The 26,739-nt window shown below is 60.6% G+C and carries 23 protein-coding genes and 4 tRNA genes; 4 read left to right on the top strand and 23 right to left on the bottom strand.

Annotated elements, in window-relative coordinates:
• Position 1: 1 nt before the first annotated feature.
• Positions 2-691: an endonuclease gene (locus B0W55_RS02780; protein WP_077044509.1), complete on the top strand. Its 690-nt coding sequence runs from the start codon at positions 2-4 to the stop codon at positions 689-691.
• Between the two features lie 73 nt (positions 692-764).
• Here B0W55_RS02780 and B0W55_RS02775 read toward each other — a convergent pair whose 3' ends face one another.
• Positions 765-1,130 carry a penicillin-binding protein activator LpoB gene (locus B0W55_RS02775; protein ID WP_077044508.1) on the bottom strand — a complete coding sequence of 122 codons (366 nt, stop codon included), beginning with the start codon at positions 1,128-1,130 and terminating at the stop codon, positions 765-767.
• Positions 1,131-1,380: 250 nt separating this feature from the next.
• Here B0W55_RS02775 and csrA point away from each other — a divergent pair, with 250 nt between their 5' ends.
• A complete protein-coding gene (gene csrA / locus B0W55_RS02770; RefSeq protein ID WP_077044507.1) occupies positions 1,381-1,575 on the top strand; it encodes a carbon storage regulator CsrA in 195 nt (64 codons plus the stop codon).
• 127 nt (positions 1,576-1,702) lie between these two features.
• On the opposite strand, the gene B0W55_RS02765 is transcribed toward csrA, so the two are convergent.
• On the bottom strand, positions 1,703-2,158 hold the full coding sequence (locus B0W55_RS02765; protein ID WP_077044506.1) for a DUF2214 family protein: 456 nt from the start codon (positions 2,156-2,158) through the stop codon (positions 1,703-1,705).
• 242 nt (positions 2,159-2,400) lie between these two features.
• Here B0W55_RS02765 and B0W55_RS02760 point away from each other — a divergent pair, with 242 nt between their 5' ends.
• Positions 2,401-3,153 (top strand): carbonic anhydrase, encoded by a 753-nt coding sequence (locus B0W55_RS02760; protein WP_077044505.1) that lies wholly within the window; start codon positions 2,401-2,403, stop codon positions 3,151-3,153.
• A 461-nt stretch (positions 3,154-3,614) separates the two neighbouring features.
• On the opposite strand, the gene B0W55_RS02755 is transcribed toward B0W55_RS02760, so the two are convergent.
• Both B0W55_RS02755 and B0W55_RS02750 read right to left on the bottom strand, forming a co-directional pair.
• The gene (locus B0W55_RS02755) at positions 3,615-3,833 is read right to left on the bottom strand and encodes a hypothetical protein (protein ID WP_077044504.1); all 219 of its coding nucleotides are present in this window, start codon (positions 3,831-3,833) and stop codon (positions 3,615-3,617) included.
• A gap of 344 nt (positions 3,834-4,177) precedes the next feature.
• A tRNA-Val gene (locus B0W55_RS02750) sits at positions 4,178-4,254 on the bottom strand.
• A gap of 183 nt (positions 4,255-4,437) precedes the next feature.
• Between B0W55_RS02750 and B0W55_RS02745 the strand changes: the two genes are divergently transcribed.
• Positions 4,438-5,721, top strand: coding sequence for an FAD-binding oxidoreductase (locus tag B0W55_RS02745; RefSeq protein ID WP_077044503.1), 1,284 nt, complete (start codon positions 4,438-4,440; stop codon positions 5,719-5,721).
• Between the two features lie 49 nt (positions 5,722-5,770).
• Here the strand turns inward: B0W55_RS02745 and B0W55_RS02740 are convergent, their stop codons facing one another.
• From B0W55_RS02740 to asd, 19 genes are all read right to left on the bottom strand, one after another.
• Positions 5,771-6,742 (bottom strand): XdhC family protein, encoded by a 972-nt coding sequence (locus tag B0W55_RS02740; RefSeq protein ID WP_077044502.1) that lies wholly within the window; start codon positions 6,740-6,742, stop codon positions 5,771-5,773.
• 1 nt (position 6,743) lies between these two features.
• The gene (locus B0W55_RS02735) at positions 6,744-7,979 is read right to left on the bottom strand and encodes a cytochrome c (protein WP_077044501.1); all 1,236 of its coding nucleotides are present in this window, start codon (positions 7,977-7,979) and stop codon (positions 6,744-6,746) included.
• 2 nt (positions 7,980-7,981) lie between these two features.
• Positions 7,982-8,521, bottom strand: a complete 540-nt coding sequence (locus B0W55_RS02730) for a (2Fe-2S)-binding protein (RefSeq protein WP_077044500.1) — start codon at positions 8,519-8,521, stop codon at positions 7,982-7,984.
• Entirely contained in the window at positions 8,514-11,345 is a 2,832-nt protein-coding gene (locus B0W55_RS02725; RefSeq protein WP_077044499.1) for a xanthine dehydrogenase family protein molybdopterin-binding subunit, read from the bottom strand. The genes B0W55_RS02730 and B0W55_RS02725 overlap by 8 nt, the downstream gene beginning before the upstream one ends.
• 429 nt (positions 11,346-11,774) lie before the next feature.
• Positions 11,775-11,851 (bottom strand) — tRNA-Asp (locus B0W55_RS02720).
• Between the two features lie 92 nt (positions 11,852-11,943).
• A tRNA-Asp gene (locus B0W55_RS02715) sits at positions 11,944-12,020 on the bottom strand.
• A gap of 53 nt (positions 12,021-12,073) precedes the next feature.
• Positions 12,074-12,149, bottom strand: a tRNA-Val gene (locus B0W55_RS02710).
• Positions 12,150-12,362: 213 nt separating this feature from the next.
• Positions 12,363-13,136, bottom strand: coding sequence for an SDR family oxidoreductase (locus B0W55_RS02705; RefSeq protein ID WP_077044498.1), 774 nt, complete (start codon positions 13,134-13,136; stop codon positions 12,363-12,365).
• A complete protein-coding gene (locus B0W55_RS30950) occupies positions 13,133-14,344 on the bottom strand; it encodes an O-succinylhomoserine sulfhydrylase (protein ID WP_218189754.1) in 1,212 nt (403 codons plus the stop codon). Before B0W55_RS30950 ends, B0W55_RS02705 begins: the two co-directional genes overlap by 4 nt.
• Before the next feature lie 72 nt (positions 14,345-14,416).
• Positions 14,417-15,922, bottom strand: coding sequence for an amidophosphoribosyltransferase (gene purF, locus B0W55_RS02690; RefSeq protein ID WP_020795479.1), 1,506 nt, complete (start codon positions 15,920-15,922; stop codon positions 14,417-14,419).
• A 41-nt stretch (positions 15,923-15,963) separates the two neighbouring features.
• Positions 15,964-16,524 carry a CvpA family protein gene (locus B0W55_RS02685; RefSeq protein WP_077044495.1) on the bottom strand — a complete coding sequence of 187 codons (561 nt, stop codon included), beginning with the start codon at positions 16,522-16,524 and terminating at the stop codon, positions 15,964-15,966.
• A 98-nt stretch (positions 16,525-16,622) separates the two neighbouring features.
• On the bottom strand, positions 16,623-17,279 hold the full coding sequence (locus B0W55_RS02680; protein WP_077044494.1) for an SPOR domain-containing protein: 657 nt from the start codon (positions 17,277-17,279) through the stop codon (positions 16,623-16,625).
• A complete protein-coding gene (gene folC, locus B0W55_RS02675; protein ID WP_077044493.1) occupies positions 17,263-18,570 on the bottom strand; it encodes a bifunctional tetrahydrofolate synthase/dihydrofolate synthase in 1,308 nt (435 codons plus the stop codon). The genes B0W55_RS02680 and folC overlap by 17 nt, the downstream gene beginning before the upstream one ends.
• A complete protein-coding gene (accD, locus tag B0W55_RS02670; protein WP_077044492.1) occupies positions 18,567-19,487 on the bottom strand; it encodes an acetyl-CoA carboxylase, carboxyltransferase subunit beta in 921 nt (306 codons plus the stop codon). Before accD ends, folC begins: the two co-directional genes overlap by 4 nt.
• A 191-nt stretch (positions 19,488-19,678) precedes the next feature.
• A complete protein-coding gene (locus B0W55_RS02665; protein WP_077044491.1) occupies positions 19,679-20,296 on the bottom strand; it encodes a phosphoribosylanthranilate isomerase in 618 nt (205 codons plus the stop codon).
• Between the two features lie 63 nt (positions 20,297-20,359).
• Positions 20,360-21,184, bottom strand: coding sequence for a tRNA pseudouridine(38-40) synthase TruA (gene truA, locus B0W55_RS02660; protein WP_077044490.1), 825 nt, complete (start codon positions 21,182-21,184; stop codon positions 20,360-20,362).
• A 263-nt stretch (positions 21,185-21,447) separates the two neighbouring features.
• The gene (locus B0W55_RS02655) at positions 21,448-24,078 is read right to left on the bottom strand and encodes a FimV/HubP family polar landmark protein (RefSeq protein ID WP_077044489.1); all 2,631 of its coding nucleotides are present in this window, start codon (positions 24,076-24,078) and stop codon (positions 21,448-21,450) included.
• A gap of 205 nt (positions 24,079-24,283) precedes the next feature.
• The gene (locus B0W55_RS02650; RefSeq protein ID WP_077044488.1) at positions 24,284-25,294 is read right to left on the bottom strand and encodes an aspartate-semialdehyde dehydrogenase; all 1,011 of its coding nucleotides are present in this window, start codon (positions 25,292-25,294) and stop codon (positions 24,284-24,286) included.
• Positions 25,295-25,566: 272 nt separating this feature from the next.
• Positions 25,567-26,679, bottom strand: a complete 1,113-nt coding sequence (gene asd / locus B0W55_RS02645) for an aspartate-semialdehyde dehydrogenase (RefSeq protein ID WP_077044487.1) — start codon at positions 26,677-26,679, stop codon at positions 25,567-25,569.
• Positions 26,680-26,739: the final 60 nt, after the last annotated feature.

Here is a 26,739-nt window from a genome sequence, read left to right as displayed (position 1 = left end):
GATGAATGTTCGTTGTTTTGCTTTGCTGCTTCTGTTGTTCGCCATGGGTGCCCAGGCAGACGCACCGCGCACGTTCGAAGAAGCCAAGAAAGTCGCCTGGACGTTGTACGCGCCACAATCCACCGAGTTTTATTGCGGCTGCAAATACACTGGCAATCGGGTTGATCTCGCGGCCTGTGGTTACGTGCCACGCAAGAGTGCCAAACGCGCTGCCCGCATCGAGTGGGAGCACATTGTTCCGGCCTGGCAGATCGGTCACCAGCGTCAATGCTGGCAGGAAGGCGGTCGTAAAAACTGCACGCGCTACGACCCTGTCTACCAGAAGGCCGAGGCCGACCTGCACAACCTGGTGCCCAGCATCGGTGAGGTCAACGGTGACCGCAGCAACTTCAGCTTCGGCTGGCTGCCGGAGCAATCGGGTCAGTACGGTTCATGCCTGACTCAAATCGACTTCAAGGCGAAGAAGGTCATGCCTCGCCCGTCCATTCGCGGCATGATCGCCCGGACATATTTCTATATGAGCAAGCAGTATGGTCTTCGCCTGTCCAAGCAGGATCGCCAACTGTATGAAGCCTGGAACAAAACCTATCCCGTTCAGGCCTGGGAACGGCAACGCAACCAGAGCGTGGCGTGCGTCATGGGCCGCGCCAACGAATTCGTCGGCCCCGTCGACATGAAAAGCTGCGGCTGATCGACCGCTGAAAACGAAAAGGCCTCGGGTTAACTTCCCGAGGCCTTTTGTTTATGCCGACCTGATTACTGTGCTACTGAACCACGGGACGCTCGAGAACCAGCACTTCAATGTTCTGTTTCTTCGCCCGGATGAGTGCAGCATTCACCTCAGCCTGCTTGGCATCGGCTTCAGCCTTCGAAGCGTAGGGGCCCATCAGAATTCGCGTCTTGCCGTTTTCCCTGACAACACTGGACATGAAACTGTGCTCGATCAACCAGCCGCTGAGGTCACTGACGGCCTGTGGTGTTTCACCGCGCACCTCCAGATCCCATTGCGGCCCTGATGCCTGTACAGGTGCAACCTGCGTCGCCTGCGCAGGCTTGGGCGCCTCGACACGCTTGCCTTCACCACATCCCGCCAGCGCCAGTACCGCCATTACCAAGACCATTTTGCGCACAGCGTTTTCCTCTGAAAGCCTAAAGCGAAGATTTTAACACTCATGAATACTTCCGGAGTGCCGCAAAATGGGCGCAAAACAACGAGAATGATGGTTGCGGCCTCTGTATAGTTACGCCTTGGGAATTAATGCTGTATCTGCGCGTCAGAAAGAGGCACCCAAACCGTGAGACTTCGCACTAATCTATACATACCACCGACCTCTGCACTGTTCGAATCAGGTGCCCCACGAAGTAATTAAGGAGAAGACCATGCTGATACTCACCCGCAAAGTCGGTGAAAGCATAAACATTGGTGACGACATTACGATCACCATCCTCGGCGTAAGCGGTCAGCAAGTCAGAATCGGCATCAACGCTCCGAAAGACGTTGCAGTGCATCGTGAAGAAATTTATCAGCGCATTCAGGCTGGCCTGACCGCTCCGGCGAAACCGCCAACGCCTTGAATCCTGATGCAGTCAGTAGCCAGCCCGTCTGCTCTGCAACGATGGCTGGCTAAAGATTCATGCTCAATTCCATATGGCCCAAGTCATCTCCCCTGCTCTGCGGAGCCAGCGTCCCGATCGAATCCGGCTAACCAAACGTTATCCCACGCGCCATGCCTGTGGCTGCTATCACCATCAGCATCATCAGCAACGCTTCGACATGGCTGATCCCTGCAAACAGTTTTGCGCGCCCGATATCGACCGGCTTCCCACGAGCCAGCGCCACGCGCCATTTGATCAACGTCACCATCGGCGCCACCTCGAGCAACAGGATCAGCACAAGAAGTGTCATCTTCAGGTGGAACAGCGGCTGGTGCAGGTAATAATCCGTGCCCTTTTCGTACCCGTCAAAGGCACGCATCCCACCGGTCACCAGCAATACAAGCGCGCAAATCCCCCAGACATTATCTGAAATCAGCACGCTGCGAGCTTCCCCCGTGCCAGCCGTCAAACGCCGAAAATTCATCCCACGCATCAGCACTGCCCAGAGCCCCAGGCCAAATGCCAAAAGATGAACGGCCGCAAGAAGCCAGTGGGTCAGCATCGATGAACTCCTGTCAGTAAGAAGAGGACCAAGCCTGTCAGTAGTAGCTTATGAACCGAGTAATTGCATCCGGACAACGATTAGCAAATGCGTAGGTTTTTCCATCGACCCGCCCCGCGATCGGCAATAGATATGGCGTTACACACCGCCACTGGACTCCTCCACGCCAGTGCGACATGTTCTTGCCCGCCCTGCCCCCAACCGCAGCCCTTTCCACCGGATCAGCCTCGAGTACACAGTTCATGCGTGAATCCTGTGATTCAAACTCTGCTTGCAACGACATTGAGCGCCGCCGCTTTCTTCGCCTCGCCGGATTAGGCACTGGTGCATTACTCCTCGCCAACGCGCTGCCCAACCAGGTCCTTCACGCTGCCGAGAAAACCTCCACGCCCCCGAAACCGAAAAACGTCATCGGCCCGGATGAGGCGCTGAAAAGACTGATCGAAGGCAATGAACGCTATGTCAGTGGCAACTCAGAGACGCACGATTTCAAGGACGAACGCGAAGCATTGGTTTCTGGTCAGAACCCGTTCGTGGCCGTACTCAGCTGCGCCGACTCGCGCATCGCCCCCGAGTACGCGTTCGATACAGCGCGAGGCGATCTATTTGCCATTCGCGTCGCCGGCAACTTCGTAACCGATGAAGGCCTCGCAAGTCTTGAATACGGTGTCGCCGTACTGGGTGCGCCACTGATCCTGGTTTTGGGCCATGAGCGCTGCGGCGCCATCGAGGCGGGTGTAAAAGCCGTCAAGGACCGTACAGTGTTCCCTGGGCAGATTCCGAAACTCACGAATGCGCTCCAGCCCTCAATTGAGCAAGTACTCAAACAACCCGGGGACCTTGTGGCGAATGCGACCGTGCAAAATGTCAAAAACTCGGTCGAGCGCCTCAAAGCAGCGACTCCACTGCTGACTGATGCGCTCGGCAACGGCAAGTTGAAGATAGTAGGTGGCCTCTATCGCCTGGCGACCGGCAAGGTCGAATTGATTGCCTGAACCGCCGTTATCATGTTGGAGCATTCAGATGCAAAGAGCCCAGCACGATGGCTGGGCTCTGGTTATTTTCTGTATTGATTCAAGACGGTTTGGGTCTCTGAGGAGGGCTGGTTCGTGAGTACGGAGATCATGCTCGACGCCTGTCGATGAGGTGGCAGGGCCATCTTTCGCCGAATGTTTTTCAACAGCGGCCAGCGAGCTAAAGGATCCACCTCAAGAGAACGTGTGAAGCGATCCAGGGCGAAGCCTCGACCACCGTCCATTGAAGCAACAGGCAAATGGACAAGTAAGCCGCAAGGAACTTGATCATCGCTCGCCTCCCCATTCACCGGTCTCCCACACAAACAAAAACGAAACATTTGGTCACGTGTTCTGGTTGGATGGAGTTTTCGGCTGACAGTTCAGTATCCAATCGAACTAATTTTCATTCGATACTGATTGCCAAATCCGATCCCGCTTGCTCAGCCTGGATATTTTTCATGACCGGGCTGAAGCTCCGGATAGTCATCAAGAAGCGCCAGCCATGCATCCAGCGCTGCTTTCTGGCTGGCGACCGCAGAATCCCATTCAGGGCCATCTATTACGTCTCGCACTCTCAACCCACGGATCACAGCTGTGGCCTTTTCGTAATCACCATGGACTGACAAGGCCTTCGCCAAAAACTCATCTCTTCTTTGCATTGAAACACTCCAATAGAGGCGCAGGAGTATCCACCCCTTCATAACCACGCGCTATAACGCCAAAGGATAAGAATGGACTTAACGCTGCCGAACGCATGTACGAACGTCCAGATATCGGCAAGTTCTAGCGGAACCTGAAAATAATGCGCTCCTCCTGTCAAAGGAGAGAATGAGCAGACAATATCGGGAGGGTGTATGACGGGAAGAACATCGAATACGTTCAGGCCAATGCTAATTAGCGCTGTGATCAGGCGTTCTGCAAAAGTTTTGCAAATCCCAGACAACAAAAAAGGGCTCACCTTTCGGTGAGCCCTTCCAGACCGCCCAGCAGAGCGGATTTTGTTTGGTAGGCGCGATTGGACTCGAACCAACGACCCCCACCATGTCAAGGTGGTGCTCTAACCAACTGAGCTACGTGCCTGCTGTGAGGCGGCATTCTACGGAATTGCGTAGGGGTGTCAACACCTTTTTTCACGCTAACCCTATGAATATGCAAAATATTTAATTTCGCGGCTGCAAAGAAGATTTTCCGGTAGCTGGCGGTGGTTTTTCAACTCGGGTAGGATCGGCGCACTCGTAAAATATATTAAACAGAGGCAGCAGGATGGCGCACACCCCTTACCCAGAGTCCTACTACGCCGCATCGGCCAATGCGGTTCCACCACGCCCGGCTTTGCAGGATGACGTTGAGACTGATGTCTGTGTAATCGGCGCCGGTTACACCGGCCTGTCCTCTGCCCTGTTTTTGCTGGAAAACGGTTTCAAGGTCACGGTGCTGGAAGCCGCAAAAGTAGGCTTCGGTGCCTCAGGACGCAATGGCGGGCAGATCGTCAACAGTTATAGCCGCGATATCGATGTGATCGAGCGCAGCGTCGGGCCCAAACAGGCGCAGTTGCTGGGGCAGATGGCGTTCGAGGGCGGGCGGATCATTCGTGAGCGCGTCGCCAAGTACAACATCCAGTGCGATTTGAAGGACGGTGGTGTATTCGCCGCCATCACAGCCAAGCAGATGGGCCATCTGGAATCGCAGAAGCGCCTGTGGGAGCGTTTCGGTCATACTCAGTTGGAGTTGCTGGACAAGAAGCGCATCCGCGAAGTGGTGGCCTGCGATCAATACGTCGGCGGCATGCTCGACATGAGCGGCGGCCATATTCACCCGCTCAATCTGGCCTTGGGCGAAGCGGCAGTGGTGGAGTCGCTGGGCGGCACAATCTATGAGCAATCGCCCGCAGTGCGCATCGAGCGCGGCGCCAACCCGGTGGTTCATACCCCCAAAGGTAAGGTTCGGGCCAAATTCATCATCGTCGCCGGCAACGCCTACCTGGGCAATCTAGTGCCAGAACTGGCCGCCAAGTCGATGCCATGCGGCACGCAGGTCATTACCACCGAACCGCTGGGCGATGCGCTGGCGAAAAGCCTGTTGCCTCAGGATTACTGCGTCGAGGACTGCAATTACCTGCTGGACTACTACCGCCTCACCAGCGACAAGCGTCTGATTTTCGGTGGTGGCGTGGTGTATGGCGCGCGGGATCCGGCGAACATCGAAGCGATTATCCGACCGAAGATGCTCAAGGCGTTCCCGCAGCTCAAGGACGTGAAGATCGACTACGCGTGGACGGGCAATTTCCTGCTGACCCTGTCGCGTCTGCCGCAAGTCGGGCGACTGGGCGACAACATCTATTACTCTCAGGGCTGCAGCGGCCACGGCGTGACCTACACGCACCTGGCGGGCAAGGTCCTGGCTGAAGCGTTGCGTGGCCAGGCCGAGCGTTTCGACGCGTTCGCCGACTTGCCCCACTACCCCTTCCCTGGCGGCCAACTCCTGCGCACACCGTTTGCGGCGTTGGGCGCCTGGTACTATGGATTGCGGGACAAATTCGGGTACTGAGCAGCGTACCCCGTGGGAGCGGCCTGCCCGCTCCCACGATGGAATTGCATCAGAGCCGATCCCGTGCAATGCCACTGCGAATCCGCAGGATATCGGCCAGCACCGCCAGGGCGATTTCTGCCGGTGTCTTGCTGCCCAGGTTCAAACCAATGGGCGCGTGGATCCGCGCCAATTGCGCATCCCCCAAACCACCAATCCTGCGCAAACGCTCGAACCTTTTGTGCGAGGTTTGCACAGACCCCATCACGCCGATATAGAACGCCTCGGTGCGCACCGCCTCCATCATCGCCAGGTCGTCGATGCGCGGGTCGTGGGTCAGGGCGACCACCGCAGTGTCGCGGTGGCAGCCGCCGTCAGCGATGAACACTGACGGTAGCTGGCGGCGAATCTCCACGTCATCCAGCACTACGCCTTGCAGCACGTCGTCTCGCGGATCGCACAGAATCACCTCGAACCCCAGGCCCACGGCGAACTCCGCGCAGGCCTGCGCGACACTGGAATAGCCGGCGAGCAACAGACGCTGGGCCGCGCCGATGCGCAGTCGAACCCGGTCGATCTCGCGCTCGACCCGCACGCCCTGCTCGCGATCGTCGAACAGGCTGCGTGCGCCGCTGGCCAGGTCCACTTCACGAATCAACCGGCGCCGGCCCAACAGCGCCGACTCCAACTCACGCAAATGCCCCTGTACGTCGCAATCAGCCTCAAGCCTCTCGACCAGCACGTCCAGCACACCGCCGCAGGGCAAGCTGACCCTTGAGCGCGGGTCATCGCCTTCGCCGTAGCGCACCACGCTGACCGCCTGCTCGAACGCCCCTTCGGCGACGCGCTCGAGGAAATCTTCCTCGACGCAGCCGCCGGACAGCGAGCCGATCCATTGCCCGTCGGCGCTCACCGCCAGCAACGAACCCGGTGCCCGCGGCGCCGAGCCGTAAGTCGCAAGCACCGTGCATAACCAGACACGCTGCCCCGCCACCGACCACGCCAACGCCCGGCGCACCACTTGCAGATCCAGATGCTGCACGTCAGTGCGCCTTGTGCTCGAGCGGCGGCGCATCGGCCCGCAGCTTCTGCACGTCGTTGACCGCCAAATCACCCGGCTGACCGCCCCACCCTTGACGCAGGTAGTTCAGCAGGTCCGTCAATTGCTCGTGGCTGAGCTTCTCGGCGAACCCCGGCATCGGCTGCATGTGTTCGAAACCGGCAAACTTCTGCTCGCCGATACCGTCGTCGATCACCCGCACCAGGTTGCGCGGATCTTCCAGGCGCAGGGTGGTATTGCCGCGCATGGCCACAGCGATGTGCGGTTTGCCTTCGCCATCGGCTGCGTGGCATCCGGCGCAGACGTTCAAATATTCCTGACGGCCGCGCTGGGCACTGGCGCTGAGTTTGTCCAGCGGCACATCGGTCAGTAATTTCGCCGCCGGTGGCTGATCACCCAGCAGGAAGGTCGCCATCGCCGTCAGGTCCGCATCGTTCAGGCCCTGGGTGCTGTTGTGGAACACCGGGAACATCTCGTTGAACATGGTGCCTTGGGCGCTCATGCCATGCTTGAGGAACGCGCTCAGATCCTGATGATTCCAGCCGCGCGCCGCCAGGTCAGTGGCTAGCAGACTCGGCGCCAGATACCCATTGAGCAGGCCGCCGGTCAGGCGCTTGTCCTGCTGCATCGCCCCCGGCAGGCCGCGTGGTGTGTGGCATTCACCGCAGTGGCCGAGCACCTCGACCATGTACTGGCCACGGGTGAAGGCTTCGCTTTTGCCCTCGGTCGGTGCCAGCTTCACGTCCTTGCCATACATCATGTTCCAGCCCATCAGGCCCAGGCGCACGTTGAACGGGAAGCTCAGGCGGGTCACCGGGGCGGCGCGCTCGATCGGCTCGACGGTTTTCAAATAGGCATGAATCGCGTCGGAGTCTTCGCGCGGCATCAGGTGATACGAGGTGTAGGGCATCGCCGGGTACAGGTTGGCGCCATCGCGGCGCTTGCCCTCGGTCAACGCGGCGAAGAATTCGTCATCGCTGTACAAGCCGATGCCGTGCGCTTTGCTCGGGGTGATGTTGGTCCCATAGATGGTGCCGAACGGCGAGACGATCGGCAGACCGCCCGCGAAGGGGGCGCCACCCGACGCGGTGTGGCAGGCCATGCAGTCAGCGGCGCGTGCCAGGTATGCCCCGCGCACCACTTGATCATCCGCCTGCGCCAGCAACACAGGCGCAGCCAGGCCAACCGCCAGGGTCAGGCAGCTCAGTAAATGCTTCATGCTTAGCCCTCCTTGACCAGGCCGAGATCGGTCAGCACGTTGCGTGTCGCGTTGTAATAACGCACGTACCCGGTGCAACGGCAGATATGGTGGCCGAGGCTGTCTTCGATGACGGCTTCCAACTGGCTTTTGGCGATCGGCTGGCGCTGCAGTTTTTCCACCAGCACGGTCGCGGCATTGACGAAGCCCGGTGCGCAGTAGCTGCACTGGAAAGCGAACTCGTCAACGAAGCGCTGCTGGATCGGGTTCAGTTCGGTGACCTTGCCTTCTTCATCACGTTTGGCGTGGCCTTCGATGGTCCGTACGTTCTTGCCTTCGAAGTAATGCGCGCCGGTGATGCAGGTGCGCACTTCCTCGCTGGTGCCGTCCGGGTTGTCGACGATCACCACACAGGCGTGGCAGATACCCTGGCCGCAGCCCAGGCGCGAACCCGTGAGGTTCTTGTATTCGTGCAGGTAGTCGATCATCGGCAGGTCATCAGGGATGTCCACCGGGCCGACGGATTGACCGTTGAGGGTCAGTTGAAGCGGACGGTTAGCCATTGAGGGCCTCCTTGATGCGTGCAGAAGTGATAGGCAGGTCGCGGACACGTTTACCGATGGCGTGGGCCACGGCGTTGCCGATGGCACCGACCACCGGGATCATCACCACCTCGGCGATGCCCTTGGATGGGTCGCTCGGCGACAGCGGCGGCAGAATCTCCGCCGTCTGTTTCCACACCGCAACGTGGCGCGCCATCGGCAGGCGATAGCGGTTGAAGTTCCAGTCGCCCTCCCCCGGCCCGCCTTCGTACAGCGGCATCTCTTCCATCAGCGCATGGCCGATGCCCATGGCCGTGCCGCCTTCGATCTGGCCCTTGACCAGTTCCGGCACCAGCACCCGACCGCACTCGACCCACGAGTGATGGTTGAGCACCTGCACCTCGCCCGACCCCTTGTTCACTTTCAGTTCCACCAGCGTTGCCACCGGGCTGTAGTAAGTCACCGCCGCGTTGTTCAACTGGGTGGGTGGGTAGGCGATGTTCTGCCGGTCCAGCAGATGGAAACCGCCGCTGGTCATCTGCGCCTGCTTGGCCTTCGGCGCACCGTCGCCGTACTTCACCGCCAGGCCATCGAGAGGCAACCGCTCGCGCACGCCATCGATGCTGTATTCGGCCTCGGCCCAGCTCCAGCGGTTGAAACCATGCACCGTGGCACCGGTGACCAGCCCACGCTCATGCGCGCGCTTGGCCAGCACTGCAAATGGCAGCGGTTCCATGCCATTGGCGGTGAGTTTGCCGTCGACCCAATGGGCGTCTTCGCGGCGCACCACGTAAGGGTTGGCCTGGCCGCCATAAGGGCCTTGCCGCCAGATTTCCAGCGCCGCCGGCCACAGTCCGTGGTTGAACAGCACGCGCGCCGCTTCACGGGTAGCGTGGCTGAAGTAGTAGGCGGAGTTGGTCGCCGACGACGCCGAGGCGATCTTGCCGACCCAGCGCGGGTTGCGTAGCAAGCCGTCCTGCTCGGCCTGGCTCATGATGTAAGGGTTGCCGCCGGTGATCAGCTGCATCTCTTTCCAGTCGGTTTCGCCGGTCTTCACATCGTGCGCCGGGTTGCCGAGGAAATCAGCCACCACCATCGCCTGGGACGTGGACATGCCGGTGCCGATTTCGATGCCGATGTGACGCAGGCTGATGCGCCCCTCAGCGGTGAATTCAACGCTGGCCATTGGCGCTTCGGAACCGGTGCCGAAGTCTTTCTGGCAGATGGCGAAACCCACCCCGTACCAGTTGTCCGGGTCGGCCGCTTCGCGTTGCATCTTGATCACATCCCGCTTTTTCCAGACTTCGTGTTCAGCGGCCTTGTCGAGAATCTCGTGCAGGCGCAAGGCACCTGCCGGCACCGCGCCCTGGGTGTTTTTCATGCCCGAACGCAAAGCGTTTTTGCGACGCAGTTCAATGGCATCGATGCCCAGGCGACCAGCGACTTCATCGACCATCATCTCGGTCGACGCCATGCTCTGCAGGGTGCCGTAACCGCGCATAGACCCTGCTTCGACGGCGCGAGAATGATAGGCGGTGACCTGCAAATCGTTCTGCGGCATGTAGTAGATCGACTGCGCCGCCGTGGCACCCACCGCCGCTACCGAAGGGCTGTAGTTGACGCGACCGCCACCGTCGACGCTCATCTCGGCGCGGAAAATCTTGAAGCTGTGATCGGTCTTGTCGACCGCCAGTTGATAGCGGATGTCGAACGGATGGCGCTTGATGCCGCTTTGGAACTGCTCGTAGCGGTCGTTGGCCAGGCGTACCGGCACACCCGCGCCGTACAGCGCCGCGAGGGCTGCGTAGTAGACGAAAATGTTGTGATCTTTGGAGCCGTAACCCACGGTGTAACCGGGGTGCATGTTGAGATTGGCCAGGCCGAAACGCGACGGCGCGATCATCTTCGCGGTCTCGGTCGCGGTTTCCAGCGGGCACTGGGTTGCAACCACAAAATGCAAGGTCTTGGTCGCCGGGTCATACCAGCCATTGCCGTTGTCCGGCTCCATCGCGGCGGGCTCGATCGACGGGGTTTTGTAGCGCTCGTCGAACACCAGCCAGTTGTCCGGCGGCGTGTCGATCTGCTGCTTCATGCGCTCGGCGTAGAACAACCCGCGCTCGGTCAGGTTGCCGTGCAGGTTCGGCTGCGAGTTCCACACCGGGCGGCGGTTGCGAAGCATCGGGAACAGGATCGAATCCTTGAGGCTGGCGAACTCGTCTTCGTCCGCCGAGGTCGCTCCGCCAACCCGAACATAGCGGAAGCTGCCATAGGGATCGCCTTCGTAGAACGGTACCTGTGCACCGTAACGAATCGCTTTGTCGTTGAACTTGAGTTTGGCCTTGGCCTGGCGGAAGCGCTCGAAGTCGTTCCAGATCAGGATCGCCACCGGGTGACCGATAAACATCGGCACCTTGCCGGCGGGCAACAATGGATCGGGCGCGTGCTCTTCCGGGAAGACGATGCCATCCTTGATCAGATCGTCGGCGGTGACGATGCGGTCGGGCTGCAACTCGGCGCCGAGCCACGACAGGTCATAACCGTCGTAGATGCGGTCGGCCTTGATGGTTTTGAGCAGCATGGCGTGGCCTTGCTGCTGCGGCCAGCCCGGCATGTCCTTGGCGCGGATGTCGCGGGCAAAGACCTTGCTGCCGCAGACCTTGGACAAGGCGTCGTTACGCGAACGTGCCTTACCGTTATTGCCAAGCCATTGCTCGGACGGCACGGTCACGCTGTTTTCCATCAAGGCTGCCAGCGCCTGATTGCTCAACGGTGTCAGCGTCACGCTCACACCCGCTACGAGCCCGCCCTGAAGGAACGAGCGCCGGGATATATCACGGTTGGACATGGATCATCCTCTGGGCGGTCATGGGCGCCGCCCTTTTGGTTATGTTCTGGAAATCTCGAGTCTTGCAGAAGCCCTTCCTGACGTTGCGAAGGGCTGTGAATGACAGTGCAAAGCTGACCGATAAGTTAAGTTTATAGGCTTATGCCGTTGCGGCAAACAACCAGTTACAAAAAACTGACTAAAGAATCAAAATTACACCGTCTTGCAGTGCAGCAAGTCGATGACCAGTGCCAACTCACCACTGATGTGCTCGACATACCGAGGAAGGGATAAACAGGATGGAAAATTGAGGGGGGGGGGTCGCATGGGGCCAAATCGCAGACACAAAAAACCCCGGTCTTTCGACCAGGGTTTTTGCTATCGACTCGAAGTCAGCGCTGATGGCTTTCTTCGTAGCACCAAGGCGTTCAGTGGGCCTTGATGCAGATATGGCGCAGCGGACGGGACTCGAACCCGCGACCCCCGGCGTGACAGGCCGGTATTCTAACCGACTGAACTACCGCTGCGTATCGCTGTGGACTTGCGTCCAGGTAACTCGTTTGATTGAAAGCTTCGGTGCTTTTCAATCGCAAACCGGATGAATCCGATTCGTAAAATATGGCGCAGCGGACGGGACTCGAACCCGCGACCCCCGGCGTGACAGGCCGGTATTCTAACCGACTGAACTACCGCTGCGCGTCGGTGGAGGCTTTTCAGCTTCCATCTTGCTTTCGCAAGACTCTCGGATTTGGTGGGTGATGACGGGATCGAACCGCCGACATTCTGCTTGTAAGGCAGACGCTCTCCCAGCTGAGCTAATCACCCGTTTGCATCTCCGAGGCCGCGAAATTTACGCAGGTGGCGAACCTAAGTCAATAGCAGGATTGAAGTTTTTCTAAAAAAGACAAAAATCTTTCAATCGATGCGGCATCCACCGCTATCGCGCGCCGACTTGCTCGCTGACGCGATCCACTGTGAACGCGTGCCTGTTTCGCGAAGACGTCGACGTGTTATCGACGCCCCGGAGCTGGCACGGATTTACTCGCTGTAAATCATCTTCTTGGTCATGCCGCCGTCCACCACGAATTCCTGGCCCGTGACAAACCCGGCGTTCTTCGACAGCAACCAGGCCACCATTGCTGCCACGTCCTCTACCGTCCCTACCCTGCCCGCCGGATGCTGGGCGTGATCGGCATCGGTCAACGGCTCGGCACGGCGCACGGCAGGATCACGGGTGTCGATCCAGCCGGGGCTGACGGCATTGACGCGTATTTCCGGCCCCAGGCTGATAGCCAGCGCGTGGGTCAGGGCCAACAGGCCGCCCTTGCTCGCCGCATAGGCCTCGGTATCGGGTTCCGACTGCCCGGCACGGGTGGAGGCCAGATTGACGATCGCCCCGCTGTGGGCGCGCAGGTACGGTGCACAATGCTTGGCCAACAGCATCGGGCCGCTGAGATTGACCGCCAGCACCCGATTCCAGTAGTCCAGGTCGAGACTTTCCAGTGTGATGTTGTGCGGATCGGCCACGGCTGCGTTGCACACCAGCGCATCCAGACGCCCGAACTGCCCCAGCACCTCGGCAACGCCCAACGCCACCTGGCCTTCGTTCGCCACATCCATGGCGATGAACCAGGCATTTTCGCCCAGCACCTTCGCCACTTTCGAGCCGCGTACCCGGTCCAGATCCGTCAGCACCACTTGCCAGCCTTCGCTGATCAGCCAGGCCGCAATGCCCAGACCAATGCCCCGGGCAGCGCCAGTGACCAGCGCTACACGACCGTTGGAGCCGGTTGGGGTGGACAACTCGATCACAAGGCCGCCAACCCACGCGCCAGGTCGGCTTGCAGGTCAGCCACATCTTCCAGGCCGACCGCGATACGGATCAGACTGTCACGGATGCCTGCCGCTTCCCGCTCTGCCGGCGCAAGACGGCCGTGGGAGGTGGTGCTCGGGTGGGTGATGGTGGTCTTGCTGTCGCCCAGGTTGGCGGTGATCGAAATCAATCGGGTCGCATCGATGAACCGCCAGGCCCCTTCTTTACCGCCCTTGACCTCGAAACTCACCACCGCACCGAAACCTTTCTGCTGACGCAGCGCCAATTCATGCTGCGGATGACTCTTGAGACCGGCGTAGTGAACCTTCTCGATGCCATCCTGCTGCTCCAGCCACTCGGCCAGTTGCTGGGCGTTGGCGCAATGAGCTTTCATCCGGAGGTTCAGGGTTTCCAGGCCCTTGAGGAAGATCCAGGCGTTGAACGGGCTCAGGGTCGGCCCGGCGGTCCGCAGGAAACCCACCACCTCCTTCATCTGTTCGCTGCGACCGGCGACCACACCGCCCATGCAGCGGCCCTGGCCGTCGATGAACTTGGTGGCCGAGTGCACGACAATGTCCGCGCCCATTTTCAGCGGTTGCTGCAATGCAGGCGTGCAGAAGCAGTTGTCGACCACCAGCATCGCGCCCTTGGCATGGGCGATTTTCGCCAGTTCGGCAATATCCACCAACTCGGCCAGCGGGTTGGATGGCGATTCGACGAACAGCAGCTTGGTGTTGGCCTTGATCGCAGCATCCCAACCGGACAAATCCGCCAGGGCCACGTAATCGACTTCGATGCCGAAGCGCTTGAAATACTTTTCGAACAGGCTGATGGTCGAGCCGAATACACTGCGCGAGACCAGGACATGGTCGCCGGCACTGCACAGACTCATCACCACCGCCATGATCGCGGCCATGCCGGTGGCAGTGGCCACGGCCTGCTCGGCGCTCTCCAGGGCCGCAATGCGCTCTTCGAACGCACGCACGGTCGGGTTGGTATAGCGCGAATAAACGTTGCCCGGCACTTCGCCGGCAAAACGCGCGGCGGCGTCGGCGGCAGTGCGAAATACATAGCTGGAAGTGAAGAACATCGGATCACCGTGTTCGCCTTCCGGGGTACGGTGCTGACCGGCACGTACGGCCAGGGTATCGAACGCTACGCCTTCGAGGTCGCTGTCCAGCCGACCGGCATCCCAATCCTGACTCATGCTGTCACCTTTCCCTGTTCTCGTAATTTAAAAGTTGGATACAAAACCGGCCCCTCAGGGCCGGTAGTCAAATCAGTTGTTATACAGATCAATGATCGCGCTGACCGCCTGGGTCTTGACCTTGGAGGCATCATTGCGAGCCTGCTCGATCTTGTTCAGGTAAGCCTCGTCCACATCGCCGGTCACGTACTGGCCGTCGAACACCGCGCAATCGAACTTGTCGATCTTGATCTTGCCGCCACCGACCGCTTCGATCAAGTCAGGCAGGTCCTGGTAGATCAGCCAATCGGCGCCGATCAGGTCAGCCACGTCCTGGGTCGAACGGTTATGGGCGATCAGCTCGTGGGCGCTTGGCATGTCGATGCCGTAGACGTTAGGGAAACGCACGGCCGGTGCGGCGGAACAGAAGTAAACGTTCTTGGCGCCCGCTTCCCGTGCCATCTGGATGATCTGCTTGCAGGTGGTGCCGCGTACGATGGAGTCGTCCACCAGCATCACGTTCTTGCCGCGGAATTCCAGCTCGATCGCGTTGAGCTTCTGGCGTACGGATTTTTTCCGCGCTGCCTGGCCTGGCATGATGAAGGTACGGCCGATGTAGCGGTTCTTGACGAAGCCTTCGCGGAATTTCACGCCCAGGTGGTTCGCCAGCTCCAGGGCCGCGGTGCGGCTGGTGTCAGGGATCGGGATAACCACGTCGATGTCGTGGTCAGGACGCTCGCGCAGGATCTTCTCGGCCAGCTTCTCACCCATGCGCAGACGGGCCTTGTAGACCGACACGCCGTCGATGATCGAGTCCGGACGCGCCAGGTAGACGTGTTCGAAGATGCACGGGGTCAGGGACGGGTTGGTCGCGCACTGACGGGTGTGCAGCTTGCCGTCTTCAGTGATGTAGACCGCTTCGCCCGGTGCCAGGTCGCGAATCAGGGTGAAACCGAGCACGTCCAGGGACACGCTTTCGGAAGCGATCATGTACTCGACGCCTTCGTCGGTGTGACGCTGGCCGAACACGATCGGGCGGATGCCGTGCGGATCGCGGAAACCGACGATGCCGTAGCCGGTCACCATCGCCACCACCGCGTAGCCACCAACACAGCGGTTGTGCACGTCAGTCACGGCGGCGAACACATCTTCTTCGGTCGGCTGCAACTTGCCGCGCTGGGCCAGTTCGTGGGCGAACACGTTGAGCAGTACTTCCGAGTCGGAACTGGTGTTGACGTGGCGCAGGTCAGATTCGTAAATCTCCTTGGCCAGTTGTTCAACGTTGGTCAGGTTACCGTTGTGCGCCAGGGTGATGCCGTAAGGCGAGTTGACGTAAAACGGTTGAGCTTCGGCCGAGGTCGAGCTGCCCGCGGTCGGGTAGCGCACATGACCGATACCCATGTGGCCGACCAGGCGCTGCATGTGACGCTGATGGAACACGTCACGCACCAGGCCATTGTCCTTGCGCAGGAATAACCGGCCATCATGGCTGGTCACGATACCGGCAGCGTCCTGGCCGCGGTGCTGGAGGACGGTTAGCGCGTCATACAGCGCCTGATTGACGTTCGACTTACCGACGATACCGACGATGCCACACATGCGACGCAACCCCTACTTAATGGATCTGAACTGAACAACACTCACTGAGGCGTTTTGGCCGTCGGCAAGAGCTGTTCCTTGAACGGTATATCAGCGGGTACGCTGATACCGCTGGCAAGCCACTGACTGCTCCACCCGAGAATCAGGTTTTTGGACCAGTCTGCGACCAATAGAAATCTTGGCACGAGCTGTGACTGCTTCCACCACTCGTCCTGCTGTACCGGCCCCAGGCTCAACAGCCCGACCGCCACGACCACCAGCAGCACGCCACGGGCGGCGCCAAAGGCCATGCCGAGGAATCGATCGGTCCCGGATAGCCCGGTGACGCGTACCAATTCGCCGATCAGATAATTGATCATTGCGCCGACGATCAACGTGGCGATAAACATGATGGCACAGCCCGCGATCACGCGAGCCGAAGGTGTCTGGATGTATCCGGCGAGGTACTCGGACAATGAACCACCGAACATCCAGGCAACCGCTCCTGCGATGATCCAGGTCACCAGCGACAGTGCTTCTTTGACGAAGCCGCGGCTCAGACTGATCAATGCGGAGATGGCGACGATTGCAACGATCGCCCAGTCAACCCAGGTAAATGGCACAGTGCAGCCTACAGACGGATAAGGCGGCGCATTTTAGCAGAGCCCATGCTGATCGGTAAGCTGCGATTGTCAGTGCATTTCAAATCGGGGTAATAGATTTAGCCGCGCTCTGGCTGGAAGCGTACGACAAACCCCTTGAGGTTTTGCTGACGGTTCAACAAGTCACGCAGACGATCGGCCTCGGCACGCTCGATCAGCGGCCCCACAAACACCCGGTTCTTGCCGTCGGCAGAGCGGATATAGGCGTTGTAGCCCTGGCTGCGCAGGGTTTTCTGCAGCTTTTCGGCGCTTTCGCGATTGGCCAGGCTGGCCAATTGCACCGACCAGCTCACCGACAAGCCATTGGCGTCGACACGGCTCTGGGTGGTATCAGGCTTGCCGGGCGCTGCTGTGATGGGTTGGGCAGGCGCTGTCGCGGGCTTGGCAGCCAATGCCGGGACCGGTGCGGGTGCAGGCGCGACGGCTTTTGCAGTGGGAGCAGGAACTGCAGGAACGGCCGGAGCCGGGACCTCTTGAGCAATGTCTTCGTCGCTCGGTACCGGTTCCTGCGGCAATGCTTGCGGCTCAGGCACGACCACCGGCTCAACCTGAACTTGCGGCATGGCAGAGACCTGTGGCGCCGCAGGGGCTTCGACCGTGACCTGACGTTGCTCATCCTGACGGGAAAACAGCATCGGCAGGAAAATCACGGCCAGCGCGACCAGCACCAGTGCGCCGACCATGCGCTGTTTGTAGGTCTTATCCAGCAATGCCATTTGCCGCTTCCTCCGTGGAGCGCCGGGCCAACCAATCCAGGGCCTCGGCGACACAATAAAATGATCCGAACAACAGAATTTCGTCGTCGCTGGTTGCCAGCGCGCACTGCCCTTCCAGGGCCGCGGCGACACTTTCATAGGACATGACCGAAGCACCGCGCCGCTGCAGCGCGTCGTGCAACTCGACTACCGGACGCGCCCGCGGCGAACCCAGCGGCGCGACAGCCCAGTGCTCGACACTAGCACTCAATTCGTCAATAACACCATCCAGATCCTTGTCCGCCAACAATCCGAACACCGCCAGGCGCCTGCCCACCGGTGGACGACTGGCCAGACGCCGGGCCAGATACTCTGCCGCATGGGGGTTATGGCCCACATCCAGCATCAGATTCAGACGCTTGCCTTGCCAGCCGAACTGCCGGCGATCGAGACGACCGACTACCTTCGTCGCCTGCAAGGCCTGGACAATCTGCGCATCCACCCAAGGCATTCCCAGCAACAGATACGCCTGCAGCGCCAGCGCCGCGTTTTCCATCGGCAGATCGAGTAAGGGCAGATCGCGCAGCTCGACCGCACGGCCCTGAGCATCGACACCGCGCCATTGCCAGTTGTGATCGGTGATCCCGAGATCGAAATCGCGCCCTCGCAGGAAAAACGGGCAATTGAGCTCCCGGGCTTTATCCAGCAGAGGTTGTGGAGGATTCAGGTCGCCACAGAGCGCGGGCGCGCCCTGGCGGAAGATGCCGGCCTTCTCGAATGCCACGGACTCACGGGTATCACCCAGATAGTCCGCGTGATCAACGCCAATGCTGGTAACCAGCGCCATGTCGGCATCCACCACGTTGACCGTGTCCAGACGCCCGCCCAGCCCGACTTCCAGCACCACGGCATCGAGCCCGGACTGCTGAAACAGCCAGAACGCCGCCAGGGTGCCCATCTCGAAATAAGTCAGGGACGTGTCACCGCGCCCCGCCTCCACCGCAGCGAAGGCCTGACACAGTTCGGCGTCAGTGGCTTCGACGCCATTGACCTGCACCCGCTCGTTATAGCGCAGCAGGTGCGGGGAATTGTAGACACCGACCTTCAGGCCCCGGGTTCGCAGCAGGGACGCCACGAACGCACAGGTGGAGCCCTTGCCGTTGGTGCCGGTGACCGTGATCACCCGAGGCGCTGGCTTGCCCAGCCCCATGCGGGACGCTACCTGTTGCGAGCGCTCAAGGCCCATGTCGATGGCCGAAGGGTGCAACTGCTCGAGGTAGGCGAGCCACTCGCCAAGGGTACGTTCGGTCATAGGTTGGCAGGCACCGGAGGCACGACAACCGGCTCGATGGGCGCGGCGACGAATTTCGGCGTCGGCAGGCCCATCATCTGCGCCAGCAGGTTGCCCAGGCGTGGACGCAGTTCCTGACGATGAATGATCATGTCGATCGCGCCATGCTCCAGCAGGAACTCGCTGCGCTGGAAACCTTCGGGCAATTTTTCACGCACGGTCTGCTCGATCACGCGCGGACCGGCAAAACCGATCAGTGCTTTCGGCTCGCCGACGATCACGTCGCCCAGCATTGCCAGGCTGGCGGAAACACCACCGTAGACCGGGTCGGTCAGCACGGAGATGAACGGGATGCCTTCTTCACGCAGACGCGCCAGTACCGCGGAGGTCTTGGCCATTTGCATCAGGGAAATCAAGGCTTCCTGCATCCGCGCACCACCAGAGGCGGAGAAGCAGATCATCGGGCAACGCTTTTCCAGCGCGTAGTTGGCGGCGCGCACGAAGCGCTCACCAACGATGGCGCCCATCGAGCCGCCCATGAAATTGAATTCGAAGGCGGAAACCACCACTGGCATGCCCAGCAGGGTACCGCTCATGGAGATCAGCGCGTCTTTTTCGCCAGTCTGCTTCTGCGCAGCGGTCAGGCGATCCTTGTACTTCTTGCCGTCGCGAAACTTCAGACGGTCAACCGGCTCCAGGTCCGCGCCCAGTTCGGCACGGCCTTCAGCGTCGAGGAAGATGTCGATGCGGGCGCGGGCGCCGATACGCATGTGGTGATTGCACTTGGGGCAAACGTCCAGGGTCTTTTCGAGCTCCGGACGATACAACACTGCCTCGCAGGACGGGCATTTGTGCCAAAGACCTTCAGGCACCGAGCTCTTCTTGACCTCGGAACGCATGATCGAAGGGATCAGTTTGTCTACCAACCAGTTGCTCATGCTTTCTTTCTCCAGTACCGGCGGCCCGAACGCTCTGGTTCGCAGCCCCGCGTATGCCCTTGAGCTAAATTCATGTGTGCGGCGATGGTCGATGGATGGCCGGGTCAGCGAACGTGACCTGCGTACCCCCCAAAAAACCCTCAGCCTTTTTGTACAGTGCAGTGGACGGCGGCAGTGTGCCAGCCGTCACATCAACCGCGTACCGCTTTGATGAACGCCTGAATCTTGTCGTGATCCTTGATGCCCTTGCTCGCCTCTACCCCGCCACTGACATCCACCGCATAAGGCCGAACCCGCGCCACCGCCTCGGCGACGTTGTCCGGGGTCAGGCCGCCGGCCAGGATGATCGGCTTGCTCAGACCCTGCGGTATCAGTGACCAGTCGAACGCTTCACCGGTTCCCCCGGGGATACCTTCGACATAGGCGTCGAGCAAGATACCGCTGGCGCCCGGATAAGCCTCGCAAGCCGCAACGATGTCATCCCCAGCCTTGACCCGCAGTGCCTTGATGTAAGGACGCTGCCAGCTTTCGCACGCTTCAGCGCTTTCATCGCCATGAAACTGCAGCAAGTCCAGCGGCACGGCGCCGAGAATTTCCCGCAGCTCTTGATCGCTGGCGTTGACGAACAACCCCACGGTGGTGACAAACGGCGGCAGTGCCTTGACGATCACGCGAGCCTGCTCGAACGTCACGGCACGCGGGCTTTTGGCGTAAAACACGAACCCGATGGCATCGGCCCCGGCTTCGACGGCTGCCAACGCATCCTCGATGCGGGTAATCCCGCAAATTTTGCTGCGAACGGCTGACATGTCGAGAAAACCCCACGGCAAATCCGAGAAAGTCCCGGATGGTAACAAAAGCGCTGGAGGGCGTCAGCCGTCCAGTTCGGAGAAACCGGTAAGGAAGTGCGGCCCGATGTAACGCTCAGGCAACTCGAACTCGTCGCGGTACTCGACCTGCACCAGATACAACCCGAACGGATGCGCCGTAACTCCACCGGACCGGCGGATCCGGCTTTCCAGCACCTCCTTCATCCACTCCACAGGGCGTTCGCCGGCACCGATGGTCATGAGCACACCGGCAATGTTGCGCACCATGTGATGCAGGAAGGCGCTGGCACGGATGTCCAGCACGATCATCTTGCCGTGGCGGGTAACGCGCAGGTGGTGCAGTTCCTTGATCGGCGACTTGGCCTGGCACTGACCGGCGCGGAAGGCACTGAAGTCATGGGTGCCGACCAGGTATTGCGCCGCCTCGGCCATGCGTTCGACGTCGAGCGGGCGGTGGTTCCAGGTGATTTCTTCGTTCAGGTGTGCCGGGCGGATCTGATCGTTGTAGATCACATAGCGGTAGCGACGGGCGATAGCCTTGAACCGCGCATGAAAATGCGCCGGCATGACTTTGGCCCAACTGACGCTGACATCGTGGGGCAAGTTGATGTTGGCGCCCATCACCCAGGCTTTCATCGAGCGCTCGACCTGGGTGTCGAAATGCACCACTTGGCCGCACGCGTGCACCCCGGCATCGGTCCGCCCGGCACAGAGCAGCGAAACCGGTGAATCGGCGACTTTGGACAAGGCGTTTTCAAGGGTTTCCTGCACGGTGAGCACACCGGAGGCCTGACGTTGCCAGCCGCGGTAGCGCGAGCCTTTGTATTCAACGCCCAACGCGATCCGGAAAAAGCCCTCGGCCGCCATTTCTGCGGCCGGGTTATCTATATTTGCCAAGGGGTGACAGCCTGCTGAGGTACGCAAAGGTGGGCATTATAAGGCCGCCGGATGGGGATGCCAGTACATCAGTCAGAACAGCGCCGAATGTACCGGCCTCTTCGCGAGCAAGCCCGCACATTGGTGTGAGAGTGGGCTTGCTCGCGAAGGCATCCCGACAGACACCCCTGCATTTCAGGCCCAAACAAAAACGGCAGCCTCACCAGGCTGCCGTTCTATTTACCACCGGTCAATCAAGCCAACCGCGAAAGCATCTCCTTCGCTTCACTCTTCTGGCCATCATCACCTTCAGTCACCACCTCATTGAGAATGTCGCGAGCGCCGTCGTTGTCGCCCATGTCGATGTAGGCCTGGGCCAGGTCGAGCTTGGTGGCGACTTCGTCGGTGCCGGACAGGAAATCGAACTCCGGCTCATCGTTGACCGTGGCCAGTGCATCGTCCACGTTGAAGGTCGGCTCGCTGATGCTCTGGGACAACCGATCGAGCTCGGCATTGACATCATCCAGCTCAGCGGCAAACGCGTCCGGAGCGGCTGACGCGTCCATCTCATCGGCCAGGGACAGGTCAAAGTCCGCCGGCAGCTCCAAGTCGTCCAGGGTCACTTCCGGGGCCGCCGGTGTTTTAGCAACAGGCAGGTCCTTGGCGTCGTCGTCCAGGCTCAGCAGGAAATCGTCTTCCGCCAGGATGGCTGACGAAGCCTCGCCCCCCAGATCCATGTCCAGATCGAAATCCGACAGGTCGTCGAGGTTTTCCCTGATTTCAGTCTGCTGCTGCAGCACCGAATCAAAACTCAGATCGTCGTCCAGCGGGAAATCTTCCAATTCATCCAGCGTCGCTGGCGGCTCTGGCGCCGGCTCTGCCACGGGCGCAACGGTTGCCGGGGCAATGTTGTCCAGATCATCCAGGCTCAGGTCGAAGGCGCTGTCGAAATCATCATCGAGCGGTGCCGGCGCTTGCGGCTCGTCCAGCAGCAGATCCTTGACGTATTGCGCGTCCAACTCGGCGGCGACGGCCGCAGCGGCGATGCCACCGGCCGCGACCAACGCCATGGCTGGGAAACGGCTTTTGAGTTTTTCGACCTGGGCAAAATTTTCGCCATTGGCCACCAACTGACGCTCCTGGGCCACGAACGCATCGCGATCGCCCTGCTGCCCGTAGACTTCCATCAGTTTCAGGCGCACATCACTGCGCTGCGGCTCGAGCTTGACACCCTCTTCCAGCAGCGCGGCTGCCTGATTCAGACGACCGGCGTCGATGTGCGACTGAGCCTGGCCCAATACATCACTGGAGCGCTCGCCGGCCGGTGCCACCAGAGGCGCGGCGATCGGGGTGGTCATGACCACCGGCGCAACCACCGGGGCCGGGGCAGGCGCTGGTGCAGTGGCGAGTTTCACGCTTGGCGGTGGGGTTTCCAGACCTTCGAAGCTGCTTTCCGGCAGGTCCAGGTCCGCAGAGAACGCCTGCTCTTCGGCCAGGGCACGCGCCATACGCAGGTGTTTCTCGGCTTCCTGCTGGGCTTTGCGACGACGGGCCAGCAGAAGCAACAACAGCAGCGCCACGACCACCCCGCCACCGGCAAGGCCCAGCAGCCACGGATTGGTCAGCAATTCATTGAAGGACTGCTCATCGGAAGCGGCTGACGGTGTCGGTTCGCCCGGTTGCTCGGCCGGTACCGGGGCCGCCTCAGGCGCAGCCGCCGTTGGTGCAGGCGTGGCAGGCGCAGGCTCGGCCGGCGCCGCAGCCGGGCTCGATGCCAGTTCAGCGGTGATCGCCGGAGCGGCTGCGGCCGCAGCCGGCGCACCCGAAGCACCTTCGGCCTGCATCTTGGCCAGTTGATTGTTCTTCAGCTCGATCAGGCGCTGCAGCTTGTCCAGCTGACTTTGCAGATCGGCCATGCGGCTTTTCAGTTCCTCGTTGTCACGACGGGTCGTGTCGAGGTTTTCCTGAGTCACCGCCAGTTTGTTGCTCAGTGCCTTGGCATCACCGGCCGGCCCTTTGCCACGAGCCTTGCCGGACTCGGCAGACACCAGGCTCAAATTATCGCGGGCGGCCTGCGTGGCAGTCGCCTCACCGCGACCGCGGTTGGTGGCATCGAGCTGCTGCTGGCCCGCGCCCGGCTTGGCCACATAGCGACGGCCCTGACGCCAGGCGGTGTTCTGCGCGGCCACTTCGGCAATCGCCTTGGGCTGCGGCACGCTGGTGCTTTGCGCCTGATCCGGCAGACGCAGGACCTGGCCAGTCTTCAACCGGTTGATGTTGCCATCGATGAAGGCATCCGGGTTCAGCGCCTGGATGGCCAGCATGGTTTGCTGAATCGACCCACCATTGCGCGCCTTGGCGGCGATTTCCCACAGGGTATCGCGCGGCGTGGTGGTGTACTGGGCGGGCTTGGTCGCCCCGGTCACTGGCGTGGTGCCGGTTTGCGGGGCCGGTTGCGCAGCCGCCTCAGCGGTTTGCGGGGAGAATTTGGACGGATCGAGCAGCACGCTGTAATCGCGCAACAGTCGACCGTTGGGCCACATCACCTGAACCAGGAACTTCACCATCGGTTCGGAAAGCGGCTTGCTGGATGTCACACGCAGTATGCTTTTGCCACTGGGGTTGAGCACCGGGGTGAAGGTCAGGTCGTTGAGAAACGCCTGGCGGTCGACACCGGCCTTGGCGAAGTCTTCAGGCGAGGCCAGGCTCGGCACCACTTCGGCAGCAGTGAGTTCCTTGACGTCGAGCAACTCGATTTCCGCCACCAGCGGCTGGTTCAGCGTCGATTTCAGGGTCAGCTCCCCGAGCCCGAGGGCATGCGCCATACCGGAGGACAGCGCCGAGGCGGCCGCTATTGCTAACACCAGTTTGCGAACTTGAACCATAGCTCATCCTTAGTTTGAACATTCCTCGGCCAGCGAGAAGATGGTGATGCCGCTGCCGTAAGGCATTGCGCGCGGCGGCGAAGGGTCGTCGCGCGCGATCGTTTCGTGCATGCCCCGGAAAGCCCCGCAAGGTGGCTTGCCTTCAGCATTCCGGGCAAGCATAGCGCCCGCACGGAACATTCGAAAAATTGTCGCCAAGTATCTTTTACAGCAGGTCTTTTATCAACAATTCGGCCAGCTGCACAGCATTGAGCGCCGCGCCCTTGCGTACGTTATCTGACGTCAGCCACAGGTTTAGTTCCGACAGGTCGTCGATACCGTGACGCACCCGACCAACGTAGACCACATCCTGCCCTACCGCGTCGCCGACCGGCGTCGGGTAATCGCCCGCTTCGACCAGTTCGATGCCCGGGGCATCTTCGAGCGCCGCGTTGACTTTGCTCAGGTCGATCTCGCTTGCCGATTGCAAAGTCACGCTAAAGCTATCGCCAAAAAACACCGGGGCTTGAATGCAAGTGACAGAAATCTTTAAAGAAGGCAGCGCCATGACCTGTCGCAGCTCTCGCACCAGGCGTTTTTCCAGCAGGGTATGACCTTGCTCGTCGGGCTTTCCGACCTGAGCCAACAGGTTGAAGGCCATTTGCCGATCGAAGAACGTCGGCTCCAGCGGGCGCACATTGAGCAGCTCGGCGGTTTGCCGCGCCAGCTCGGTCACCGCTTCACGCCCCTGGGCAGACACCGCCAGGCTGGCAGTCAGGCTGATGCGCTGTAAATCGAGCAAGCCCAGCAACGGTGCGAGCACCACCGCCAGGGTGGTGGCCGATGGGCTGGGACTGCTGATCAGGAATGGTTTTTTCAGCCCGGCCAGCACCTGCGCGTTGGCTTCCGGCACCACTTGCGGCGCCTGATCGGCTGGCAAGGCGCCAGACAGGTCGATCACCGAGCAACCGGCGGCCGTGGCCCGCGAGGCGAAACTCAAGGTCACGGCAGGGCCTGCGGCGAAGAACACCAGCTGAACCTTGCTGAAATCGAACTCATCGACTTCACGCACCCGGACGTTCTTGCCTCGAAATGGCACCGAATGCCCGGCGGATTCGCTGCTGGCCAGCAGGTGCAGGTCGCCGACCGGAAAATCGCGTTCTTCGAGAATCTGCACGAGTGTTTCGCCGACAGTACCGGTGGCGCCGATCACGGCAATATCGAAGGACTGGCTCATGGTTCTACCTCTGGCGAAACGGGGGGAGCGGCACTTTACCGGGTGGCTGGGAAGCAAGCAATTGCGCGGGGATTTGTGGTGCCTGTACTGGCCTCTTCGCGAGCAAGCCCGCTCCCACAGATGTGTCGAAATTTCGTGTACACCACAGAAAACTGTGGGAGCGGGCTTGCTCGCGAAGAGGCCGGCACAGACACCCCAAACACATCAGGCTGCCAGGAATAAAAAAACCCGCACCTCTTTCAAGGCGCGGGTTCTTTCATGGCTTCAAGCGATCAACGCTCGAGCAGGATCCGCAGCATGCGCCGCAGCGGTTCGGCCGCGCCCCACAGCAGTTGGTCGCCGACGGTGAACGCGCCGACGAATTGCGAGCCCATGTTCAGCTTGCGCAGACGGCCGACCGGGATGTTCAGGGTGCCGGTGACCTTGTTCGGGCTCAGCTCCTGGATGCTGACATCACGGTTGTTCGGCACCAGCTTGACCCAAGGGTTGTGCTGGCTGATCAGCCCTTCGATATCGGCGATCGGCACGTCTTTGTTCAGCTTGATGGTCAGCGCCTGGCTGTGGCAGCGCATGGCGCCGATGCGCACGCAGATGCCGTCCACCGGAATCGGGCTCTTGAAGCGACCGAGGATCTTGTTGGTCTCGGCCTGGGCCTTCCACTCCTCACGGCTCTGACCGTTCGGCAGTTCCTTGTCGATCCAAGGGATCAGGCTGCCGGCCAGGGGTACGCCGAAGTTTTCGGTCGGGTAGGCGTCGCTGCGCATGGCTTCGGCCACACGACGGTCGATGTCGAGGATCGCGCTGGCCGGATCGGCCAGTTGATCGGCGACAGCGGCGTGGGTCGCGCCCATCTGCTTGATCAGCTCACGCATGTTCTGCGCGCCGGCGCCGGAAGCCGCCTGATAGGTCATGGCGCTCATCCACTCCACCAGACCGGCCTCGAACAGACCGCCCAGGCCCATCAGCATCAGGCTGACGGTGCAGTTGCCACCGATGTAGTTCTTGGTGCCGGCATCCAGTTGCTGGTCGATGACCTTGCGGTTCACCGGGTCCAGCACGATCACCGCGTCATCCTGCATGCGCAGGCTGGAAGCGGCGTCGATCCAGTAACCCTGCCAGCCGGCTTCGCGCAGCTTGGGGAAGACTTCGCTGGTGTAGTCGCCACCCTGGCAGGTCAGAATCACGTCGAGGGTTTTCAGCTCTTCAATGCTGTAAGCGTCCTTGAGCGGAGCAATGTCCTTGCCCACGGACGGGCCTTGGCCACCGACATTGGAAGTGGTGAAAAACACCGGCTCGATAAGATCGAAATCCTGCTCTTCCAGCATCCGCTGCATGAGCACGGAACCGACCATACCGCGCCAACCGATCAGACCTACACGTTTCATCGCAACTACACCTTCTTGAAAAGTGGGCCGCTGCTTTCGGGGATGAAAATGGCAGCGGGC

The sequence above is a fragment of the Pseudomonas sp. KK4 genome (genome assembly GCF_001984065.1).
Taxonomy (GTDB): domain Bacteria; phylum Pseudomonadota; class Gammaproteobacteria; order Pseudomonadales; family Pseudomonadaceae; genus Aquipseudomonas.
The sequence above is the reverse complement of the archived record's forward strand: the minus strand, read 5'-3'. Positions and strand labels throughout refer to the sequence as shown.

What these genes read in the sequence shown, in the direction of transcription:
- B0W55_RS02780 (WP_077044509.1), top strand. Translation starts at nt 2, where the DNA reads ATGAATGTTCGTTGTTTTGCTTTGCTGCTTCTGTTGTTCGCCATGGGT.
- csrA (WP_077044507.1), top strand. Translation starts at nt 1,381, where the DNA reads ATGCTGATACTCACCCGCAAAGTCGGTGAAAGCATAAACATTGGTGAC.
- B0W55_RS02765 (WP_077044506.1), bottom strand. Translation starts at nt 2,158, where the DNA reads ATGCTGACCCACTGGCTTCTTGCGGCCGTTCATCTTTTGGCATTTGGC.
- B0W55_RS02760 (WP_077044505.1), top strand. Translation starts at nt 2,401, where the DNA reads ATGCGTGAATCCTGTGATTCAAACTCTGCTTGCAACGACATTGAGCGC.
- B0W55_RS02755 (WP_077044504.1), bottom strand. Translation starts at nt 3,833, where the DNA reads ATGCAAAGAAGAGATGAGTTTTTGGCGAAGGCCTTGTCAGTCCATGGT.
- B0W55_RS02745 (WP_077044503.1), top strand. Translation starts at nt 4,438, where the DNA reads ATGGCGCACACCCCTTACCCAGAGTCCTACTACGCCGCATCGGCCAAT.
- B0W55_RS02735 (WP_077044501.1), bottom strand. Translation starts at nt 7,979, where the DNA reads ATGAAGCATTTACTGAGCTGCCTGACCCTGGCGGTTGGCCTGGCTGCG.
- B0W55_RS02730 (WP_077044500.1), bottom strand. Translation starts at nt 8,521, where the DNA reads ATGGCTAACCGTCCGCTTCAACTGACCCTCAACGGTCAATCCGTCGGC.
- B0W55_RS02725 (WP_077044499.1), bottom strand. Translation starts at nt 11,345, where the DNA reads ATGTCCAACCGTGATATATCCCGGCGCTCGTTCCTTCAGGGCGGGCTC.
- B0W55_RS30950 (WP_218189754.1), bottom strand. Translation starts at nt 14,344, where the DNA reads ATGAGTCAGGATTGGGATGCCGGTCGGCTGGACAGCGACCTCGAAGGC.
- purF (WP_020795479.1), bottom strand. Translation starts at nt 15,922, where the DNA reads ATGTGTGGCATCGTCGGTATCGTCGGTAAGTCGAACGTCAATCAGGCG.
- B0W55_RS02680 (WP_077044494.1), bottom strand. Translation starts at nt 17,279, where the DNA reads ATGGCATTGCTGGATAAGACCTACAAACAGCGCATGGTCGGCGCACTG.
- folC (WP_077044493.1), bottom strand. Translation starts at nt 18,570, where the DNA reads ATGACCGAACGTACCCTTGGCGAGTGGCTCGCCTACCTCGAGCAGTTG.
- accD (WP_077044492.1), bottom strand. Translation starts at nt 19,487, where the DNA reads ATGAGCAACTGGTTGGTAGACAAACTGATCCCTTCGATCATGCGTTCC.
- B0W55_RS02665 (WP_077044491.1), bottom strand. Translation starts at nt 20,296, where the DNA reads ATGTCAGCCGTTCGCAGCAAAATTTGCGGGATTACCCGCATCGAGGAT.
- truA (WP_077044490.1), bottom strand. Translation starts at nt 21,184, where the DNA reads ATGGCGGCCGAGGGCTTTTTCCGGATCGCGTTGGGCGTTGAATACAAA.
- B0W55_RS02655 (WP_077044489.1), bottom strand. Translation starts at nt 24,078, where the DNA reads ATGGTTCAAGTTCGCAAACTGGTGTTAGCAATAGCGGCCGCCTCGGCG.
- B0W55_RS02650 (WP_077044488.1), bottom strand. Translation starts at nt 25,294, where the DNA reads ATGAGCCAGTCCTTCGATATTGCCGTGATCGGCGCCACCGGTACTGTC.
- asd (WP_077044487.1), bottom strand. Translation starts at nt 26,679, where the DNA reads ATGAAACGTGTAGGTCTGATCGGTTGGCGCGGTATGGTCGGTTCCGTG.